Here is a 19,307-nt window from a genome sequence, read left to right on the forward strand (position 1 = left end):
TGGAGGAGAGTTTGCCTGAAGGATATTAAGCCAACCTTAAGCCATGAAAACTACTCATCAATACGCGGATGCTGCTGCACCAGGCGCGTACGCTTAAGTTGCAGCTCTGCAATTTCCTGATCGATGTCTTCAATTTTCTGCTCAATATTGTCGTAGTGCTCGCCAAGGATCTCTTTCGCTTCCTGAATATCCGACGCGGCAGGCGTGGCCCCTTTCAACGGCTGATTGGCGGTTTCTTTCATGGTCACGCCAGTAATTAAACCTATCACCGCAATTACCATCAGATAATAAGCTGGCATCATCAGATTCTGCGAGCTTTCCACCAGCCATGCGGCCAGCGTCGGGGTCAGACCGGCTACCAATACCGAGATATTAAACGCGGCGGCCAGCGCACTGTAGCGAATATGCGTCGGGAACATCGCCGGTAACGTTGACGCCATCACCCCGGTAAAACAGTTGAGGATCACAGCCAGCATCAGTAACCCGGCGAAAATCAGGCCAATGACGTTACTGTTGATCAGGATAAATGCCGGAATGGCCAGCACAAACAGCGCAATACTGCCCATAATCACAAACGGACGGCGTCCAAAGCGGTCACTGAGCAAACCCATAATCGGCTGTACAAACAGCATACCAATCATGATGGCGATAATAATCAACACGCCGTGGTCTTCAGAGTAATGCAGGTTATGCGACAGGTAGCTCGGCATATAGGTGAGCAGCATGTAATAGGTGACGTTGGTAGCAATAACCAGCCCGATACACGCCAGCAGGCTGCGCCAGTGTTTGGTCGCAATCTCTTTAAACGAAACCTTCGGACCTTCCTGCAGACCCTGTCGATCGCCCTGCTCCAGTTTATCCACGTGCTGCTGGAACGCCGGCGTTTCTTCCAGCGCATGACGCAGGTACAGGCCAATCAGCCCTAACGGTAGCGCAAGGAAGAACGGAATACGCCAGCCCCACTCAAGGAAGTTTTCTTCGCCGACGACAGTTGAGATCAGGACTACCACGCCCGCACCCAGCACAAACCCGGCAATCGAGCCGAAGTCCAGCCAACTGCCCATAAATCCGCGCTTACGGTCTGGCGAGTACTCTGCGACAAAAATCGACGCCCCGGTGTACTCCCCACCGACCGAGAACCCCTGCGCCATCTTACACAGCAACAGCAGAATCGGCGCCCAGATACCAATCGAGGCATATGAAGGAATGAGACCGATACAGAAGGTACTGATCGACATAATCACAATGGTGATGGCGAGGATCTTCTGACGACCGTATTTATCGCCAAGCATACCGAAGAACAATCCGCCAAGCGGTCGAATCAGAAAGGGAACAGAGAAAGTAGCGAGTGCGGCAACCATCTGCACGCTGGGGTCAGCCCCCGGGAAGAACACTTTACCTAATGCGTAAGCAACAAACCCATAAACACCAAAATCAAACCACTCCATCGCATTACCTAACGACGCCGCGGTAATGGCTTTCCGCAGTTTACCATCATCAATGATGGTAACGTCGCGCAGCGTTATTGGTTTTATTTTTTTCCTTTTAAGCATACCAGTCCTCGTAGACTTAGCCCTGTCACGCTCCAGTCGAGTCTCAACGCCGCATGCGTCAAGGTCATCGCCGAGCGGGGAATGCACAAGCGCACTCCCTGTAACAAGCGTAGCAGGTTTACTTACACACCCTGGTTAAGGGTTATACAACCGAACCTGTTGACGCCTGATTGGGCGGTTAATGACCTCTTTACCCTAACAGTGTTTAAATTTGTGATCAACTTCACATATAAATTTTCATTTCGTCAACATGTGTAAATCAGCTCATTCTGAGTCAGATTTTTTACATGTCACGCTTGCGCTTTTTTGACAATGGAATTTAAGAATACATCGCTTTATTTCACCAACAATCACAATAGTCACTATTATTCTGCTAGCAAAAAAAACACTACATCTCTTCACAAAAAGATCACAGCTTTTTTAATAATCATGGCGTTTAAGGTTTTTTGCTCGGAATATGTGATGAAGATAACTAAAACATCGTTTTATTTTGATTGAATCAATGTTCCCATGAATGCAAACTAATTCCAGACGCAATATCCCTGGGAGCAGCAACACGCTCAACGTATGCCGCGTTAGATTTTATAAAACAAAGAGATAGTGGTTTTCTTTGTTAAAAGACCCGAATAAACATTTGAATTTATTAATTTTTTCTTTCGCGAGTATTAGCTGCGACAAGACATGAGGACGTTTATGAAAATTAAAGCCACGATTGAACGCATCCCCGGCGGAATGATGTTGATTCCTCTGTTATTAGGCGCAGTGTTAAATACGTTAGCTCCGGATACCGGCGCGTATTTCGGTTCGTTTACTAAAGGTATGATCAGCGGAACGGTGCCAATTCTGGCTGTGTGGTTTTTTTGTATCGGCGCATCTATTGATTTACGGGCAACCGGTACGGTATTACGCAAATCCGGCACGCTGGTATTAACCAAAATAGCCGTGGCATGGGCAGTGGCAATGATTGCCGCTTCATTTATTCCTGATACCGGTATTCAAACCGGGTTCTTTGCCGGTCTATCCGTACTGGCCATTGTTTCAGCGATGGACATGACCAACGGCGGTTTGTACGCCAGCCTGATGAACCAGTACGGAACAAAAGAAGAGTCTGGCGCCTTTGTATTGATGTCTCTGGAATCCGGTCCGTTAATGACCATGGTGATCCTCGGCTCTGCGGGCCTGGCCTCTTTCGAGCCACACCATTTTGTCGGCGCGGTATTACCGTTCCTGATTGGTTTTGCGTTGGGTAACCTGGATCACGATCTTCGTGCCTTCTTCAGCAAAGCTACCCCGGTGCTGATCCCGTTCTTCGGCTTCGCATTGGGCAACACGATTAACCTGAGCGTCATCGTTGATACTGGTCTGCTGGGCATTCTGCTGGGTGTCGCGGTTATCGTCATCACCGGTATCCCGCTGATTATTGCTGACCGCGTTATTGGCGGCGGAAACGGTACGGCGGGCGTGGCAGCCTCTTCTGCCGCAGGCGCTGCGGTGGCAAACCCGGTGATTATCGCCCAGATCAACCCGGCATTTGAACCGGTTGCCGCATCCGCTACGGCACTGGTTGCCGCCAGCGTGATTGTCACCGCCATTCTGGTGCCGATTATCACCGCGTTGTATGCCAAACATTTTAATAAAAACCAGGTCGCCAACGAGACGGTGGCTACCCCGGCAGACTCACTGCACCACTAAGCCTGCCTTTGCTTCACTTACCGCCCCTGCTCAACTGATGAGCTGGGGCGGTGCGAAAATCTCCTCAACCATCGCATCGACCAGCCGCTTCGCCGAACACAATCTCGGCATTCCCAGAGCCACATTTTGCCAACGCTGCGTCACCGACCAGCTCACCGGATGGCGTTGCGCATCGCACCAGTCCCCCAGCCAGCTCAACATATCGTGATGCTCTACTGAGCCACCAATGGCTGGCGTACTGAGCCAATGATGATAGTAATGACGCGTGGCGGGCGCCGCATTCACGCTATCCGCCAGCGCCTGAGCGGCCATCGTACGCAGATTGTCTTTCAGCATTGACACCACATCGGCATTCGCTAACCGGCAAGCGTCACCGAAGGCCCCCCAGCGCAGTTCCTCCAGCGCGACAAAACAGCGTCCAGGTAACGACCAACCGTCATACGCGCCAGCCCGCCAGCGGGTAAAAATTTGCTCGCTGTGTTCGCCCGCCTGAACTGTAAGACCGCGTTGCGTCACCGCCTTCTCTTTATAAGCGCCGCGCTGGGTAAACCAGTCAGCAAGCGAACTGATCTGCTGCACAAGACCAGGTGTGGAAAGTCCACGCGGGTGTTCAGTTTGTTGTAAACACATCAGCCCTTCAGCAATGCGTACCAGCGCCAGATGACCCGGGTCAATCATGCCAGCCAGTTTTTCCACCAGCTTTAGCCGCATCACCAGATGCTCGCTGGACACGCCCGCCATTACCCACGCACGCAGTTGCGTCTGGGATAACACCTCCTGCGTCAGGCGTGCTCGCAGGCGCTGCTGCTGTTGCAGAAAACCGCCGGAACGTTTGGTTTCATCTCCCTGAACCAGATCGACCATAAACTTCGGGTAGACACACTCCAGCGTCCGCCCTGGGCCTTCCAGTAACACGTTAGTCATGTGTGCTCGGTTGCAAAAAGGGTATTGATATCGTCGCGCAGCAAGCGGGAATCTTCATAAAGCCATGCCGCAGTCGTAATACAATGCTGCAGTTGTTCGTTCAGGGCATTCACCGCAGATTCATTTTGCTGACGCAGGGTCAGACTCTCACGCAGGCTCGCCTGTAATTGCGTCAAACACAGTGAAAAGTCAGCAAAAAACGTGGCCATGCCTGCCGTAACGGAAATATCGACCTGAGCCGCTAAAGCTTTACGAATTTGTTGGCAAAACTGGGTGACGTAGTGCACAAGGTTTTTATGCAGAGCTCCCATATCAATGAGATAACGCGTTTTTGTTTCGACGTAATCATTCCATCCCCAGTTGGGTTGATTCAGCCAGCGAGAGAACGTATCCCGCACCGCGCCACCAGTCGACGGCGGATTTTCTACCGGAATATCCTGTTCAATGGCCTCGTTAAACAACTGGCGGGTATTGAAGTTAAACATCGCCGTATGAAACGCCGGAAAACGGATCCGCGCACGAAAACCAGCATGATTAAGTTCCTCTTTCACCCGCTGCTCAATAGGGCGCATAGCGTCGTTTAGCGCCCGGGACAGCGTCGACTCAAGCTGCTCAAAGCGCAGAGCTAAATCCCGACTCATACTTTCCTGCGCTGCCAGCAATACGACCTCACAGGACGATCGTATTTTATCCAGCACGATTTTCGCCTGCCCTTCATCACGCAGCACCAGCATTTCTCCGGCCATTTCTACCGAGGAAACGCCAGCTCCAAGGCCATGCCGAGACATCATCAGAACGTTTTCTTTGACAAAAAACGTGTTGATACTGCGAAGAATCTCGGTCTGTTGCTCACTGAGATAGGCCGCGGCAGCCGCCAAAGTCAGCTCTACCTCATGACTGACTTCATCGCTCACCCGCCCCTGGCTCACTTCTAACTGCTGCATATCCTCTTCAATATGCGTGATGTTCAACCGTAGCTTTTCATAGGCGACCGTTAACCCGTGGGCGCGAAACTCCAGGTATTCATGCGCGCTTTGCGCATAGTTCAATAACTTATGCGACGCTGAGCGTAGCGCATACAGCGAAGCATTGGCGTGAGCGGCGTGAATCACTTTCTGGATCGGCTGCTCAAACAAAGAATCCTCCCACAACAGATCGGCGGCATGACGGATGTGCTCCATATCCTCAAGATCGGTGGTGTGCCAGCGTCTGCCAAGCGCCGCTTCGGCAAAATCCTGTACCCAACGTTGCACCTGATGATCCGGCAACCGCCCGCGGGTCATCAACTCGTGACGCGCCCTGTTCGCCAGATAACCCCACATAGAAGAAACCGGATAAATTCGCTCTGGGGCAATTCCCCCTTGCATCAGCGTACCGGAAATGAGCGCCCGCACCTGCTCTTCATCATCACTGTTGCGGTCTTTCTGATCGAATTTGTTCACCAGCGCATACAGCGGCACTGACTTTCCGACCGCCATAATCGCCTGACGCACTTCTTCATCAGAAATAGACTTCAGTTGGGTGTAATCCAGCACCGCCAGTACCGCGGAAGCCCGCGCCAGCTGTTCATTCAACATCTTTTGTAAGTGCGGTTGCCCGGCCTCATTCGGCCCTGGCGTATCCAGCAGGGTTAATTGTCCCGGATAACTCGCCTGTCCGGCTAAATGGACAAATTCAACCTCGATAACCGGAATGTGCTCAATCGCGGCATAAGCGGCAAAAGGAAAATCAGCCTCCAGCGCCTTTGACAAACGCACCAGGTCATTCAGACTTTTAAGGCAATGGAAAATAGGCTGTGCGCCAAGATAATAGCGTTCAAATGCGACACCATTTTCAATATGTTGCAGCAGGAGATTCATATCCTTATCAATCTCCAGGGTCTGCGTAAGACGCTGGCGATCGCACTCGCGCACGCGCTGCTGTAAAACTTTCATCAAAGCATCGATCGGCGCGACATGTGAAAAATGCAGAACCGGTTCCTTCTGTCCCGGCGTATGGCGGATTAGCGTCGGTAACGCCGTCATCGGGCGATTACGATTAGGTAAAACTTCGGTCCCCACAATTGCGTTAATCGTCGTCGACTTCCCTGCTTTCATAGTGCCGACAATCGCCAGCACCATCTCCAGACGCGTAATCTTGCGCAGCTCATTGTTGAGCGTTGCTTGCTGGACATCCATGCCACGCGCGCTGAAATGCAGGGGCTGGACCACCTGTCTGCTATGCTCTCCTTGTTTTAGCGCAACATCATCTAACGACGTTATAGGCAATGTTTGCAATTGCCTGAGATGTTCAAGCGAAAGCATCAGCAAGCGTTCCGCTTCCTGACTTAATTCATATATTGTCTGTGTGTGCATGGAAAATCTTTCCTTAACGCAAATAACATTACTTTTATTTAGCCCAATCGTTTTATTTATAGATTTTTTGGCTTTTATAATTACGTGTGGAAATAATTAAAATCAAAACAACCAATTGATATTATTAAAATAATTTTGACGTACAACCGCTGGCATGAAGCCTCTCACTTATGTAATAAGTAAGAAAGATAAACAGCGTAGTTCAGTTTTAAAAAATGCCAGCTTAATCCCCCTACTAAAATTAAGGGGGTATGAGATATTTAATCACAATGACTTAGACATCCCCAGGCGATGTTACCTATGAATATCAGATATTTCGCCTCACCTTATCTTAAATAACCTGGCGTAGCAATTTCCCTTAAAAAATATTCCGCCATACTTTCATTGAGGTTAATGCAAGGGGTCTTTACAGCAGATCATTTTGCTTAATTGCGCAGTAGTCCCGACAAAAGCAGGGATTTTATGTATAATTGCGGCCTTTTTCGGCAATCTGCCATTTTTTGGGCGCATTTGCCCCTGCTGACTTTTGAGGAAATCCACATGTCATTACCACACTGCCCACAATGCAACTCCGAATACACTTACGAAGATAACGGCATGTTCATCTGCCCGGAATGCGCTCACGAATGGAACGATGCTGAACCGGCTCACGACAGCGACGAACTGATCGTTAAAGATGCCAACGGCAACCTGCTGGCCGACGGCGACAGCGTTACCGTCGTGAAAGACCTGAAGGTAAAAGGTAGCTCTTCCATGCTGAAGATCGGGACCAAAGTAAAAAACATTCGTCTGGTTGAAGGCGACCACAACATCGATTGCAAAATCGATGGCTTTGGTCCAATGAAGCTAAAATCTGAGTTTGTGAAAAAGAACTGATGCAAATTACCTGATGGGGCTACGCTCGTCAGGCCTACACCAGCTCATCAACCAGGCGGGAAGCTCATACTTCCCGCCTGGTTTGTTTATGCAGACGATAACTACACTTAACTGGTTTCTTTTACCTGAGGTAAAGATTATGCCGTTAAGTCCCTATATCTCCTTTGCAGGCAACTGCGCCGACGCTATCGCTTTCTATCAAAAAACGTTAGGCGCTGAGCTGCTCTACAAAATCAACTTCAGTGAAATGCCAAAATCGGCGCAGGACAGTGAAGAAGGCTGCCCTTCCGCTATGAAATTCCCTGATACCGCCATTGCCCACGCCAACCTGCGCGTTGCGGGCAGCGACATCATGATGAGCGATAGCGCCCCTGACGGAAATGCCCACTACTCCGGCTTTACGTTAGTGCTCGACACGCAAAACGTCGACGAAGGTAAACGCTGGTTTGATAACCTGGCAGCAAACGGAAAAATCGAAATGGACTGGCAGGAAACCTTCTGGGCCCACGGTTTCGGTAAAGTGAGTGACCAGTATGGTGTCCCGTGGATGATCAACGTCGTCAAACAGCAGCCGCTATCCGAGTAATCAAACGGGAGGCCAACCCTCCCGTACTGTCATCAAATATCGCTCAACTCTTCATCGCCAAGTAACCATCCCTTAACGAAAACGTCACATTGATCCGCCACGATGGGGCCACTTTTTTAGGGAGGCCGCAACATGCAAACGATTATTCGCGTCGAAAAACTCTCCAAATCCTTCAATCAACATCAGGCGCTTAATGCGGTTGATCTGAACATCTGTTCCGGTGAGATGGTGGCTCTGCTTGGGCCGTCTGGCTCCGGCAAATCCACCCTTTTACGTCATTTAAGCGGCTTGATCGTCGGTGATAAATCACCCGGTAGCCACGTCGAACTTTTGGGTCGCACCGTTCAACATGAAGGCCGCCTGGCGCGCGATATCTGCAAAAGTCGCGCCCACACCGGCTACATCTTCCAGCAGTTCAATTTGGTGAATCGCCTGACGGTGCTGGAGAACGTTCTGATTGGCGCGCTCGGCAGCACACCGTTCTGGCGCACCTGTTTTAGCTGGTTTACCGCTGAGCAGAAACAGCGCGCATTACAAGCGTTAACCCGCGTTGGCATGGCGCACTTTGCCTACCAACGCGTTTCCACGCTTTCGGGCGGGCAACAGCAGCGCGTCGCGATTGCCCGCGCGTTAATGCAGCAGGCAAAAGTAATCCTTGCTGACGAGCCTATTGCCTCGCTGGATCCAGAATCCGCACGCATCGTGATGGACACCCTGCGCGACATCAACCAGACCGACGGCATCACCGTGGTCGTCACGCTGCATCAGGTGGATTACGCCCTGCGCTACTGCGAACGCATTGTCGCGCTACGCCAGGGCAACGTCTTCTTTGATGGCAGCAGCCAGCATTTTGACAATGACCGTTTTGACCATCTCTACCGCAGCATGAACCGCGTCGAACAGAACGCGCAGGCTGCTTAACTTTGTCCGAACTGAGGAATAAACATGAATTACAAGGCTGTTGCCGCGCTGGCATTCACCGGCATGTTCAGCGTCAGTACTCTGCTCAGTCCAGCATTTGCCGAGGAGCAAGAGAAAGCGCTGAACTTTGGCATTATTTCGACCGAATCACAGCAAAACCTGAAGCCACAGTGGGAACCGTTCCTGAAGGACATGGAAAAATCGCTGGGCGTGAAGGTAAACGCCTTCTTCGCCCCGGACTACGCCGGGATCATCCAGGGCATGCGCTTTAACAAAGTGGATATCGCCTGGTACGGCAATCTCTCGGCAATGGAAGCGGTGGATCGCGCTAACGGGCAAGTGTTTGCCCAGACCGTCGCCGCCGACGGATCCCCGGGTTACTGGAGCGTGTTGATCGTTAACAAAGACAGTCCGATCAATAACCTGAACGATCTGATCGCCAAACGTAAGGATCTGACCTTCGGCAACGGCGATCCAAACTCGACATCAGGCTTCCTCGTCCCCGGTTATTACGTCTTCGCCAAAAACAACATCTCCGCCAGCGACTTCAAACGCACCGTTAACGCCGGGCACGAAACCAACGCCCTGGCCGTCGCCAACAAACAGGTCGATGTCGCCACCAACAACACCGAAAACCTCGACAAGCTGAAAACGTCCGCGCCGGACAAACTAAAAGAATTGAAAGTTATCTGGAAGTCACCGCTGATTCCGGGCGATCCGATCGTCTGGCGTAAAAATCTCTCCGAAAACACCAAGGACAAGGTGTACGACTTCTTTATGAATTACGGCAAAACGCCGGAACAGAAAACCGTACTGGAACGCCTGGGATGGGCGCCGTTCCGTGCCTCGAGCGACTTACAGCTGGTGCCGATTCGCCAACTGGCGCTGTTTAAAGAGATGCAGAGCGTGAAGGACAACAAAGGGCTGAACGAGGAAGAGAAAACCAGCAAAACCTCGGCGCTGAAAGCGCAGCTCGACGACCTGGACCGTCTGACCGCAGCCCTGGGAGCCATGACCAGCGTCAGCAAAGCGGTGCAGTGATTTGTGGGCCGGATGACGCTGCGCTTATCTGGCCTGCCACGCAAATACACGTTCCAACGGAGTCAAACATGCAAACCATCACCGTTGCCCCGCCCAAACGTAGCTGGTTCTCACTACTGAGCTGGGCCATTCTGCTCGCCGTACTGGTGGTCTCGTGGAAAGGTGCCGAAATGGCTCCGCTCACGCTGATCGAAGATTCCGGCAATATGGCAACCTTCGCCGCCGACTTCTTCCCGCCAGATTTCAGCCAGTGGCAGGACTATCTCGGTGAAATGGCCGTCACCCTGCAAATCGCCGTTTGGGGGACCGCCCTCGCCGTGGTGCTGTCGATTCCCTTCGGCCTGATGTGCGCCGACAATCTCGTGCCGTGGTGGATTTACCAGCCGATGCGTCGCCTGATGGACGCCTGCCGCGCCATCAATGAAATGGTCTTCGCCATGCTGTTCGTGGTCGCCGTCGGTTTAGGGCCATTCGCCGGGGTGATGGCGCTGTTCATTCACACCACCGGGGTACTCTCCAAGCTGCTTTCCGAAGCGGTAGAAGCCATTGAGCCGGGTCCGGTAGAAGGTATTCGCGCCACCGGAGCCAACAAAATTGAAGAGATTCTGTACGGCGTTCTGCCACAGGTCATGCCGCTACTGATCTCCTACTCGTTGTATCGCTTTGAATCCAATGTTCGCTCGGCCACGGTAGTCGGCATGGTGGGCGCAGGTGGTATTGGCGTGACCTTATGGGAGGCGATTCGCGGCTTTCAGTTCCAGCAAACCTGCGCCCTGATGGTGTTAATCATCGTCACTGTCAGCCTGTTGGATTTCCTTTCCCAGCGTTTGCGTAAGCACTTTATCTGATTAACGAGGCATTGATTGCTATGCACTTGTCTACACATCCGACCAGTTATCCAACGCGTTATCAGGAAATTGCCGCGAGACTTGAGCAGGAGCTACGTCAACATTACCGCTGCGGCGACTATCTGCCCGCCGAGCATCAGCTTGCCGCGCGTTTTGATGTTAACCGCCACACCCTGCGCCGCGCCATTGACCAGCTGGTTGATCGCGGTTGGGTTCAACGTCGCCAGGGCGTCGGCGTACTGGTGCTGATGCGCCCATTCGATTACCCGCTCAATGCTCAGGCGCGCTTTAGCCAGAACCTGCTGGACCAGGGCAGTCATCCCACCAGCGAAAAACTGCTGGCGGTACTGCGCCCGGCCTCCGGCCACATTGCCGACGCGCTCAGCATTAACGAGGGCGATAACGTGATTCATTTGCGCACTCTGCGCCGGGTAAACGGCATCGCGCTGTGCCAGATCGACCACTATTTTTCCGACCTCACGCTGTGGCCGCTGCTGCAGGACTTCAACAGCGGCTCACTGCACGACTACCTGCACGCACGGTCCGGTCTGACGCTGCTACGGACGCAGACGCGCATCAGCGCCCGCCGCGCACAGGCCAAAGAGAGCAAGGTACTGGAAATCCCCAATATGGCGCCGCTGCTGTGCGTGCGCACCCTGAACCACCGTGAAGGCGAAGAACACGCGGCGGAATATTCCGTCAGCCTGACCCGCGCCGACATGATCGAATTCACTATGGAGCACTGAATGCATTTCGATACCGCCACCCGCCAGCGTTGGATGCGCGCGCTGGCTTACAGCAATGCCGATGCCCTGAACGCCCGCATCAACGCGCTCAAACTGACGCCGGACTATGAACTCATCCGCGCACCTGAATGCGGATTGATGCAGATCCAGGCCCGCATGGGCGGCACCGGCAACCGCTTCTTTGCCGGTGACACCACGATTACCCGTGCAGTAATACGCCTGAAAAGCGGCACGCTGGGTTACGGCTACCTGCTGGGACGCAACAAACGCCATGCCGAGCAGTGCGCAGTCATTGACGCACTGCTGCAGGAGCAAACGCATTTCCAGAACCTAATGGAAACCTTAATTGCCCCGCTGGAAGCGGAACGCGAGGCGCTGATTAGCGCACGCCGTGCCGAAGTCAACGCCAGCCGGGTCGACTTCTTCACGCTGGTACGCGGAGATAACGCATGACCTTACAGACCGCATTTAATTTACCCGTTCAGGATGCTCAGCAGAGCTTTCGTCGCCTGCTGAAAGCCATGAGCGAACCGGGCGTCATCGTCGCCCTGCATCAACTGAAACACGGCTGGCAGCCGCTGGGCCTGGCAACCACCAGCGTGCTGCTGACCCTGGTTGACGGCGACACGCCGGTCTGGTTGGCACCGTCGATGGATAACGATATCGCCCGACAGAACCTGCGTTTTCACACCAACGCGCCGCTGGTGGATCAGCCGCAACTGGCAGCCTTTGCCGTCGCCGACGGACACATTAGCAGCGAACAGCTAAACGCCCTCTCTGCCGGTTCCGCCGTCGCGCCAGAAACCAGCGCCACGCTGATTGTGCAAATCTCTGGCTTAAGCGGCGGACGCATGCTGCGTCTGACCGGGGCCGGTATCGCTGAAGAGCGCATGATCGCGCCGCAACTGCCGGAATGCCTGATTCACGAACTCACCGAGCGTCCGCACCCGTTCCCGCTGGGAGTCGATCTGATCCTCACTTGCGGCGAGCGCCTGCTGGCTATTCCGCGAACCACCCATGTGGAGGTGTGCTGATGTACGTCGCCGTCAAAGGGGGCGAGAAGGCGATAGCCAACGCCCACGCCCTGCAAGAAAACCGACGCCGGGGCGATGAGACCATTGCTGAACTGAGCGTGGCGCAAATCGAACAGCAGATGAACCTGGCCGTCGACCGGGTAATGACCGAAGGCGGCATCGCCGATCGTGAACTGGCGGCACTGGCGCTCAAACAGGCCAGCGGCGATAGCGTAGAAGCTATCTTTTTGCTACGCGCCTACCGCACTACGCTGGCAAAAGTGGCGGTGAGCGAGCCGGTAAACAGCGCCGAGATGCACCTCGAACGACGTATTTCCGCCATCTACAAGGATATTCCCGGCGGGCAACTGTTGGGTCCAACCTACGACTACACCCATCGTCTGCTGGATTTTACCCTGCTGGCCAATGGCGAAACGCCGCCACTGCGCACCGCTGATAGCAAACAAGATGCCTCCCCGCACGTTTTTTCCCTGCTGGCTAATCAGGGGCTGGCAAAGCGCGAAGAGGACGACGGCGCTCAACCCGATGACATCACCCGCACGCCGCCGGTTTACCCCTGTTCACGCGCTTCACGCCTGCAGCAGTTGATGCGCGGCGACGAGGGATATCTGTTGGCGCTGGCCTACTCCACCCAGCGCGGCTACGGGCGCAATCATCCGTTTGCCGCCGAAATCCGCAGCGGCTATGTGGCACTGGAAACCGTCCCGGAAGAGCTGGGATTTGCGGTGAACGTCGGCGAATTGCTGATGACTGAATGCGAAATGGTCAACGGTTTTGTCGCGCCGGAAAACGATTCCCCCCATTTTACCCGCGGCTACGGACTGGTGTTCGGCATGAGCGAGCGCAAAGCGATGGCGATGGCGTTGGTGGACCGCGCTCTACAGGCAGCCGATTACGATGAGACGGTCACGGGACCGGCGCAGGACGAAGAGTTCGTGCTGGCGCATGCGGATAACGTCGAGGCGGCGGGTTTTGTATCGCACCTCAAACTTCCCCATTACGTCGATTTCCAGGCCGAGCTGGAACTGCTCAAACGCCTGCAACAGGAGTCTACCCGTGACCACTAACCTCTCCGGCTATAACTTTGCGTATCTTGATGAGCAGACCAAGCGCATGATCCGCCGTGCAATTCTGAAAGCGGTGGCGATCCCCGGTTACCAGGTACCGTTCGGCGGTCGCGAAATGCCGATGCCTTACGGCTGGGGAACGGGCGGTATTCAGCTCACAGCCAGCGTGATTGGCGAACCAGACGTGCTGAAGGTGATTGACCAGGGCGCGGATGACACCACCAACGCCGTGTCGATTCGCAACTTCTTCAAACGCGTAACCGGGGTCAATACCACCGAGCGTACGGAAGACGCGACGCTGATCCAGACCCGCCATCGCATCCCGGAAACGCCGCTGGTGGAAGATCAAATCATTATCTTCCAGGTACCGATCCCCGAACCGCTGCGCTTTATCGAACCGCGCGAAACGGAAACCCGCACCATGCACGCGTTGGAAGAGTACGGCATCATGCAGGTGAAACTGTATGAAGATATTGCCCGCTTCGGTCATATCGCCACCACTTACGCCTATCCGGTGAAGGTCAATGACCGCTACGTCATGGACCCGTCGCCCATCCCGAAATTCGACAACCCGAAGATGGACATGATGCCGGCCCTGCAACTGTTTGGCGCAGGCCGCGAAAAGCGCATCTATGCCGTACCACCTTACACCCGCGTGGAAAGCCTCGATTTCGACGATCACCCGTTTACCGTACAGCGCTGGGATGAGCCCTGTGCCATTTGTGGCTCAACCCACAGCTATCTCGATGAAGTGGTGCTCGATGACACCGGCAAACGCATGTTTGTCTGCTCCGACACTGACTACTGCCGCCAACAGAGCGAGGCCCTCAGCAAATGACGCAACCGCTGCTTTCAGTCAACAACCTGACTCATCTCTACGCGCCGGGCAAAGGCTTCAGCGATGTCTCTTTTGACCTGTGGCCTGGCGAAGTGCTGGGTATCGTCGGCGAGTCCGGCTCGGGCAAAACCACACTGCTGAAATCGATCTCTTCACGGCTGACGCCACAGAGCGGTGAGATTTTGTATCAGAACCGCTCGCTGTACGGCATGAACGAGGCCGATCGTCGCCGTCTGCTGCGCACCGAATGGGGCGTGGTGCACCAGCATCCGCTGGATGGTCTGCGCCGTCAGGTCTCCGCCGGTGGCAACATCGGCGAGCGCCTGATGGCCACCGGCGCGCGTCACTATGGCGACATCCGCGCCACCGCACAGCGCTGGCTGGAGGAGGTGGAGATCCCCGCCTCGCGTATCGACGACCTGCCAACCACCTTTTCCGGTGGCATGCAGCAACGCCTGCAGATCGCCCGCAACCTCGTCACCCATCCCAAACTGGTATTTATGGACGAGCCCACCGGAGGGCTGGACGTTTCCGTACAAGCCAAGCTGCTGGACCTGCTGCGCGGCCTGGTGGTGGAACTGGATCTGGCGGTGGTGATTGTCACCCACGATCTGGGCGTGGCGCGTCTGCTGGCAGACCGTTTGCTGGTGATGAAACAGGGTCAGGTGGTGGAAAGTGGGTTAACCGACCGCGTGCTCGACGACCCGCACCATCCATACACCCAGTTGCTGGTGTCGTCCGTACTGCAGAACTAAGAGGCTCAAATGATTCGCGTTGAAAACGTCAGTAAAACTTTTGTCCTGCATCAGCAAAACGGCGTACGTCTGCCGGTGCTACAAAACGCCACGCTGGAAGTAAAAAATGGCGAATGCGTAGTGCTGCACGGTCATTCCGGCAGCGGTAAATCTACGCTGCTGCGCTCGCTGTACGCCAACTACCTGCCGGATGAAGGACACATCCACATTCGTCACAGCGATGAATGGGTCGATCTGGTTCAGGCCCCGGCGCGCAAAGTGCTGGAAGTTCGCCGTTCAACCATCGGCTGGGTAAGCCAGTTTCTGCGCGTGATCCCAAGGATTTCCGCGCTGGATGTGGTGATGCAACCGCTGCTGGATCTGGGTGTACCTCGTGAGGCGTGCACCGCCAAAGCGGCCAATCTTCTTACCCGCCTGAACGTACCAGAACGACTGTGGCATCTCGCACCGTCGACCTTTTCCGGTGGCGAACAGCAGCGCGTCAACATCGCCCGCGGGTTTATCGTCGATTACCCGATTCTGCTGCTCGATGAGCCTACAGCCTCGCTGGACGCCAAAAACAGCGCCGCCGTTGTCGCATTGATTGAAGAAGCGAAAGCGCGCGGCGCGGCAATTGTCGGCATATTTCACGATCAAACCGTGCGCGATCGCGTAGCAGATCGCCTGCACCTGATGGGAACAACAGCATGATTATCAATAATGTAAAGCTGGTGCTGGAAGATGACGTGGTGCAAGGATCGCTGGAAATTGAGGACGGAATTATCCGCGCCTTTACTGAGAGTCAGAGCCGTTTACCAGAGGCGCTGGACGGCGAAGGCGGCTGGCTGCTGCCAGGACTTATCGAGCTGCATACCGACAATCTCGACAAGTTTTTCACCCCGCGCCCGAAGGTAGACTGGCCAGCCCACTCGGCGATGAGCAGCCACGACGCACTGATGGTCGCCAGCGGCATTACCACCGTGCTGGACGCGGTGGCGATTGGCGATGTGCGCGACGGCGGTGACCGCCTCGAAAATCTGGAGAAAATGATTAATGCAGTTGAAGAGACGCAAAAGCGCGGGGTTAATCGCGCTGAGCACCGTCTGCATCTGCGCTGCGAACTGCCGCATCACACTACCCTGCCGCTGTTTGAAAAACTGGTTGGTCGTGAGCCGGTGACGCTGGTTTCATTGATGGATCACTCGCCGGGCCAGCGCCAGTTCGCTAGCCGCGAAAAATACCGTGAGTATTATCAGGGGAAATATTCGCTCACCGACGAGCAGATGGCCCGCTATGAAGAAGAACAGTTGGCCCTCGCCGCACGCTGGTCGCAGCCCAACCGTACGGCCATTGCGCAGATGTGTCGCGAACGCCAGATTGCGCTGGCGAGCCATGACGACGCAACCTGCGATCATGTGCTGGAATCGCATCAACTTGGCAGCGTGATCGCCGAATTTCCTACCACATTTGCTGCTGCAGAGGCCTCGCGCCATCATGGCATGAACGTGCTGATGGGCGCGCCAAACATCGTGCGCGGTGGTTCTCACTCCGGCAACGTGGCGGCGCATAAACTGGCTGAGCTGGGCTTGCTGGATATTCTCTCCTCCGACTACTATCCCGCCAGCCTTCTCGATGCGGCGTTTCGCGTGGCGGACGATGAGGCCAACCGTTTTACGCTGCAACAGGCCATTCGTCTGGTGACCCACAATCCGGCGCGGGCATTAAATCTCGACGATCGCGGCGTTATTGCCGAAGGGAAACGCGCGGATCTGGTGCTGGCGCATCGCAAAGACGGCAACATCCATATCGACCACGTCTGGCGTCAGGGCAAAAGGGTATTCTGACTATGGCTAAACTGATCTGGCTGATGGGGCCGTCCGGCTCCGGTAAGGACAGTCTGCTGGCGGAACTCCGCCTACAGGAACCTGCACAACTGCTGGTGGCGCATCGCTACATCACCCGCGCCGCCAACGCAGGAAATGAAAATCATATTGCGCTGAGCGAACCAGAGTTTTTTACCCGCGCCGGGCAGAACCTGCTGGCGCTGAGCTGGCATGCCAACGGCTTCTACTACGGCGTAGGCGTGGAGATAGACCTCTGGCTGCACGCCGGGTTTGATGTGGTGGTCAACGGCTCACGTGCGCATCTGCCCCAGGCGCAAAGTCGCTATGGCGCTTCTTTACTCCCCATTTGCTTACAGGTTTCTCCGGCAATTCTCCGCCAGCGCCTGCAGGCACGTGGGCGGGAGAGCGAAACGGAAATCGCCGCCCGCCTTGAACGCGCGGCGCGCTATGCGCCGTATGACTGCCACGTCCTGAACAACGATGGTAGTTTGCTACAGTCTGTCGCTACACTACTCACACTGATGGGACGCAAGGAGAAGAAACATGTCTGTCTGTGAATTACGCCGCGCCACGCTCTACGATACCGATGCAGTTTACGCGCTTGTCTGTGAGTTGAAGCAGGGTCAATTCGACCTGCAGGCTTTTAGCGCTGGTTACGCCGCTAATCTGCAGGATCCCAATATGCACTACCAGCTGGCGCTGCTTGACGGACAGGTCGTGGGGTTGATCGGCCTGCACCTGCAGTTTCATCTGCACCACGCCAACTGGATTGGCGAGATCCAGGAGCTGGTGGTGATGCCGCAGGCGCGAGGGCTAAGCGTTGGCAGCCAGTTACTGGCCTGGGCCGAAGCCACCGCGCGCGAAGCGGGCGCAGAAATAACCGAACTTTCCACCAGCACCCAACGCCTTGACGCGCACCGTTTTTATCAGCGCGAAGGCTATACCATGAGCCATTTTCGCTTCACAAAACCGTTGTAGGGGGAGCCATGAGTCTGACCATTACGCTGACGGGAACGGGCGGCGCGCAGCTGGTGCCGGCATTTGGCTGTGACTGCGCGGCCTGCCAACGAGCACGCTTACAGGCGCAATATCGTCGACGCCCTTGTAGCGGGGTGGTCAAATTCAACAATGCGGTGACGCTGCTGGATGCAGGGATCCCGCATCTGATGGACGACTGGTCAGCGGGCAGCTTCCAGCAGTTTCTGCTCACCCATTATCATATGGACCACGTGCAGGGGCTGTTTCCGCTGCGCTGGGGCGTAGGGGCGACCATCCCGGTATACGGCCCGCCGGATGAGCAGGGTTGCGACGATCTGTTTAAGCATTCCGGCCTCCTCGATTTTGGCCATACCGTTGCGCCGTTTGAGGTGTTCGACCTGCAAGGATTACAGGTGACGCCGCTGCCGCTCAATCATTCAAAGCTGACGTTTGGCTATCTGCTGGAGACCGCACACAGCCGCGTGGCATGGCTCACTGATACCGCCGGACTGCCCGACAAAACGCTGAGGTTTCTTCATAACAATCAGCCACAGGTGATTATCATCGATTGCAGTCACGCTCCGCGTAGCGAGCCACCGCGCAATCACTGTGATTTAAATACCGTTATCGCGTTGAACGACGTTATCCGCTGTCCACGGGTGATCCTGACGCATATCAGCCATCAGTTCGACCTGTGGATGATGGATAACCCGCTCCCCACAGGGTTTGAGGCCGGTTATGACGGAATGGAAATTATGCTGGAGTAGAGAGATTGCAATGCATACATGCACTGTACTCAAGTGCATGTATTAACATAAAATGGCGAGATGTTGAGCTGACAGCTAAATCCCTTACAGGGGATAAAATATTCTTACATTTAGATAGTTACAGTTAACGATCGTAATCTTCTTCCATTCTGCGTTCTTCGTCTTCTAACTGACGCCGTTCTTGATCAAGCTGGCGCTGACGGTCATCCAGTTGGCGACGTCGATCTTCAAACTGACGTCGCCGGTCATCATACTGCCTGCGCCGATCGTCACTCATCTGGCGTTCCCAACCATTGTCGCGGGCGTCGTCGTAATCCCGCCCGTTATCGGGTTTGTATGCGTCGTTTATCGCCTGCTGAATATTGCCGATGGCATCATCGATAATATCGGCCTGCGCCGAAACGGTGGTAATCATTAGCAGACTGAAAAGAAAGAATGTCAGGGAGCGTTGCATAAAACCCGCCTCATCAAGAAACTCACCCCACGGTAATCAAAGCGTATTCG

21 protein-coding genes are annotated in these 19,307 nt (G+C 54.7%); 17 read left to right on the plus strand and 4 right to left on the minus strand.

The features are described from left to right. Positions 1-50 precede the first annotated feature (50 nt). Positions 51-1,553, minus strand: coding sequence for a glycine betaine/L-proline transporter ProP (gene proP / locus NMD08_RS23595; protein WP_151218022.1), 1,503 nt, complete (start codon positions 1,551-1,553; stop codon positions 51-53). 693 nt (positions 1,554-2,246) lie between these two features. Between proP and kdgT the strand changes: the two genes are divergently transcribed. Beyond that, positions 2,247-3,245 (plus strand): 2-keto-3-deoxygluconate transporter, encoded by a 999-nt coding sequence (gene kdgT / locus NMD08_RS23600; RefSeq protein WP_247605065.1) that lies wholly within the window; start codon positions 2,247-2,249, stop codon positions 3,243-3,245. Positions 3,246-3,275: 30 nt separating this feature from the next. On the opposite strand, the gene NMD08_RS23605 is transcribed toward kdgT, so the two are convergent. Together NMD08_RS23605 and crfC are read right to left on the minus strand one after the other, a co-directional pair. Then, entirely contained in the window at positions 3,276-4,169 is an 894-nt protein-coding gene (locus NMD08_RS23605; protein ID WP_151218024.1) for a diguanylate cyclase regulator RdcB family protein, read from the minus strand. After that, positions 4,166-6,523, minus strand: coding sequence for a clamp-binding protein CrfC (gene crfC, locus NMD08_RS23610; protein WP_252838883.1), 2,358 nt, complete (start codon positions 6,521-6,523; stop codon positions 4,166-4,168). Before crfC ends, NMD08_RS23605 begins: the two co-directional genes overlap by 4 nt. A gap of 540 nt (positions 6,524-7,063) precedes the next feature. On the opposite strand from crfC, the gene NMD08_RS23615 reads away from it, so the two are divergent. The 16 genes from NMD08_RS23615 (at position 7,064) to phnP (ending at position 18,803) form a co-directional block, all read left to right on the plus strand. Further along, positions 7,064-7,399, plus strand: a complete 336-nt coding sequence (locus tag NMD08_RS23615) for a zinc ribbon domain-containing protein YjdM (RefSeq protein ID WP_096758651.1) — start codon at positions 7,064-7,066, stop codon at positions 7,397-7,399. Between the two features lie 139 nt (positions 7,400-7,538). Further along, complete coding sequence (gene yjdN / locus NMD08_RS23620) at positions 7,539-7,985, plus strand: VOC family metalloprotein YjdN (RefSeq protein WP_151218025.1); 447 nt, start codon at positions 7,539-7,541, stop codon at positions 7,983-7,985. Between the two features lie 132 nt (positions 7,986-8,117). Then, positions 8,118-8,906: a phosphonate ABC transporter ATP-binding protein gene (gene phnC / locus NMD08_RS23625; RefSeq protein WP_370619184.1), complete on the plus strand. Its 789-nt coding sequence runs from the start codon at positions 8,118-8,120 to the stop codon at positions 8,904-8,906. 24 nt (positions 8,907-8,930) lie between these two features. Continuing rightward, on the plus strand, positions 8,931-9,947 hold the full coding sequence (phnD, locus tag NMD08_RS23630) for a phosphonate ABC transporter substrate-binding protein (RefSeq protein WP_187253962.1): 1,017 nt from the start codon (positions 8,931-8,933) through the stop codon (positions 9,945-9,947). Positions 9,948-10,015: 68 nt separating this feature from the next. Continuing rightward, positions 10,016-10,795, plus strand: coding sequence for a phosphonate ABC transporter, permease protein PhnE (gene phnE / locus NMD08_RS23635; protein WP_003841119.1), 780 nt, complete (start codon positions 10,016-10,018; stop codon positions 10,793-10,795). A gap of 20 nt (positions 10,796-10,815) precedes the next feature. Next, positions 10,816-11,541 carry a phosphonate metabolism transcriptional regulator PhnF gene (gene phnF, locus NMD08_RS23640; RefSeq protein ID WP_151218028.1) on the plus strand — a complete coding sequence of 242 codons (726 nt, stop codon included), beginning with the start codon at positions 10,816-10,818 and terminating at the stop codon, positions 11,539-11,541. Then, positions 11,542-11,994 carry a phosphonate C-P lyase system protein PhnG gene (phnG, locus tag NMD08_RS23645; RefSeq protein WP_151218029.1) on the plus strand — a complete coding sequence of 151 codons (453 nt, stop codon included), beginning with the start codon at positions 11,542-11,544 and terminating at the stop codon, positions 11,992-11,994. Next, on the plus strand, positions 11,991-12,575 hold the full coding sequence (gene phnH / locus NMD08_RS23650; RefSeq protein WP_151224624.1) for a phosphonate C-P lyase system protein PhnH: 585 nt from the start codon (positions 11,991-11,993) through the stop codon (positions 12,573-12,575). Before phnG ends, phnH begins: the two co-directional genes overlap by 4 nt. Continuing rightward, on the plus strand, positions 12,575-13,642 hold the full coding sequence (locus NMD08_RS23655) for a carbon-phosphorus lyase complex subunit PhnI (protein ID WP_187253963.1): 1,068 nt from the start codon (positions 12,575-12,577) through the stop codon (positions 13,640-13,642). Before phnH ends, NMD08_RS23655 begins: the two co-directional genes overlap by 1 nt. A 46-nt stretch (positions 13,643-13,688) precedes the next feature. Further along, a complete protein-coding gene (phnJ, locus tag NMD08_RS23660) occupies positions 13,689-14,480 on the plus strand; it encodes an alpha-D-ribose 1-methylphosphonate 5-phosphate C-P-lyase PhnJ (RefSeq protein ID WP_247605068.1) in 792 nt (263 codons plus the stop codon). After that, complete coding sequence (gene phnK / locus NMD08_RS23665) at positions 14,477-15,235, plus strand: phosphonate C-P lyase system protein PhnK (RefSeq protein WP_003844769.1); 759 nt, start codon at positions 14,477-14,479, stop codon at positions 15,233-15,235. Before phnJ ends, phnK begins: the two co-directional genes overlap by 4 nt. A 9-nt stretch (positions 15,236-15,244) precedes the next feature. Then, the gene (gene phnL, locus NMD08_RS23670; protein ID WP_151218033.1) at positions 15,245-15,925 is read left to right on the plus strand and encodes a phosphonate C-P lyase system protein PhnL; all 681 of its coding nucleotides are present in this window, start codon (positions 15,245-15,247) and stop codon (positions 15,923-15,925) included. Beyond that, positions 15,922-17,058 carry an alpha-D-ribose 1-methylphosphonate 5-triphosphate diphosphatase gene (gene phnM / locus NMD08_RS23675; RefSeq protein WP_151224623.1) on the plus strand — a complete coding sequence of 379 codons (1,137 nt, stop codon included), beginning with the start codon at positions 15,922-15,924 and terminating at the stop codon, positions 17,056-17,058. Before phnL ends, phnM begins: the two co-directional genes overlap by 4 nt. Positions 17,059-17,060: 2 nt before the next feature. Continuing rightward, entirely contained in the window at positions 17,061-17,615 is a 555-nt protein-coding gene (gene phnN / locus NMD08_RS23680; protein WP_151218035.1) for a ribose 1,5-bisphosphokinase, read from the plus strand. Continuing rightward, positions 17,602-18,036, plus strand: coding sequence for an aminoalkylphosphonate N-acetyltransferase (gene phnO, locus NMD08_RS23685; protein WP_151218036.1), 435 nt, complete (start codon positions 17,602-17,604; stop codon positions 18,034-18,036). Before phnN ends, phnO begins: the two co-directional genes overlap by 14 nt. Before the next feature lie 8 nt (positions 18,037-18,044). Next, positions 18,045-18,803 carry a phosphonate metabolism protein PhnP gene (gene phnP, locus NMD08_RS23690; protein WP_151218037.1) on the plus strand — a complete coding sequence of 253 codons (759 nt, stop codon included), beginning with the start codon at positions 18,045-18,047 and terminating at the stop codon, positions 18,801-18,803. A gap of 124 nt (positions 18,804-18,927) precedes the next feature. Here the strand turns inward: phnP and yjdP are convergent, their stop codons facing one another. After that, positions 18,928-19,257, minus strand: a complete 330-nt coding sequence (gene yjdP, locus NMD08_RS23695) for a DDRRRQL repeat protein YjdP (RefSeq protein ID WP_151218038.1) — start codon at positions 19,255-19,257, stop codon at positions 18,928-18,930. Between the last annotated feature and the right edge of the window lie 50 nt (positions 19,258-19,307).

The organism is Citrobacter meridianamericanus (genome assembly GCF_041320245.1).
Lineage (GTDB): Bacteria > Pseudomonadota > Gammaproteobacteria > Enterobacterales > Enterobacteriaceae > Citrobacter > Citrobacter meridianamericanus.

What these genes read in the sequence shown, in the direction of transcription:
- proP (WP_151218022.1), bottom strand. Translation starts at nt 1,553, where the DNA reads ATGCTTAAAAGGAAAAAAATAAAACCAATAACGCTGCGCGACGTTACC.
- kdgT (WP_247605065.1), top strand. Translation starts at nt 2,247, where the DNA reads ATGAAAATTAAAGCCACGATTGAACGCATCCCCGGCGGAATGATGTTG.
- NMD08_RS23605 (WP_151218024.1), bottom strand. Translation starts at nt 4,169, where the DNA reads ATGACTAACGTGTTACTGGAAGGCCCAGGGCGGACGCTGGAGTGTGTC.
- crfC (WP_252838883.1), bottom strand. Translation starts at nt 6,523, where the DNA reads ATGCACACACAGACAATATATGAATTAAGTCAGGAAGCGGAACGCTTG.
- NMD08_RS23615 (WP_096758651.1), top strand. Translation starts at nt 7,064, where the DNA reads ATGTCATTACCACACTGCCCACAATGCAACTCCGAATACACTTACGAA.
- yjdN (WP_151218025.1), top strand. Translation starts at nt 7,539, where the DNA reads ATGCCGTTAAGTCCCTATATCTCCTTTGCAGGCAACTGCGCCGACGCT.
- phnC (WP_370619184.1), top strand. Translation starts at nt 8,118, where the DNA reads ATGCAAACGATTATTCGCGTCGAAAAACTCTCCAAATCCTTCAATCAA.
- phnD (WP_187253962.1), top strand. Translation starts at nt 8,931, where the DNA reads ATGAATTACAAGGCTGTTGCCGCGCTGGCATTCACCGGCATGTTCAGC.
- phnE (WP_003841119.1), top strand. Translation starts at nt 10,016, where the DNA reads ATGCAAACCATCACCGTTGCCCCGCCCAAACGTAGCTGGTTCTCACTA.
- phnF (WP_151218028.1), top strand. Translation starts at nt 10,816, where the DNA reads ATGCACTTGTCTACACATCCGACCAGTTATCCAACGCGTTATCAGGAA.
- phnG (WP_151218029.1), top strand. Translation starts at nt 11,542, where the DNA reads ATGCATTTCGATACCGCCACCCGCCAGCGTTGGATGCGCGCGCTGGCT.
- phnH (WP_151224624.1), top strand. Translation starts at nt 11,991, where the DNA reads ATGACCTTACAGACCGCATTTAATTTACCCGTTCAGGATGCTCAGCAG.
- NMD08_RS23655 (WP_187253963.1), top strand. Translation starts at nt 12,575, where the DNA reads ATGTACGTCGCCGTCAAAGGGGGCGAGAAGGCGATAGCCAACGCCCAC.
- phnJ (WP_247605068.1), top strand. Translation starts at nt 13,689, where the DNA reads ATGATCCGCCGTGCAATTCTGAAAGCGGTGGCGATCCCCGGTTACCAG.
- phnK (WP_003844769.1), top strand. Translation starts at nt 14,477, where the DNA reads ATGACGCAACCGCTGCTTTCAGTCAACAACCTGACTCATCTCTACGCG.
- phnL (WP_151218033.1), top strand. Translation starts at nt 15,245, where the DNA reads ATGATTCGCGTTGAAAACGTCAGTAAAACTTTTGTCCTGCATCAGCAA.
- phnM (WP_151224623.1), top strand. Translation starts at nt 15,922, where the DNA reads ATGATTATCAATAATGTAAAGCTGGTGCTGGAAGATGACGTGGTGCAA.
- phnN (WP_151218035.1), top strand. Translation starts at nt 17,061, where the DNA reads ATGGCTAAACTGATCTGGCTGATGGGGCCGTCCGGCTCCGGTAAGGAC.
- phnO (WP_151218036.1), top strand. Translation starts at nt 17,602, where the DNA reads ATGTCTGTCTGTGAATTACGCCGCGCCACGCTCTACGATACCGATGCA.
- phnP (WP_151218037.1), top strand. Translation starts at nt 18,045, where the DNA reads ATGAGTCTGACCATTACGCTGACGGGAACGGGCGGCGCGCAGCTGGTG.
- yjdP (WP_151218038.1), bottom strand. Translation starts at nt 19,257, where the DNA reads ATGCAACGCTCCCTGACATTCTTTCTTTTCAGTCTGCTAATGATTACC.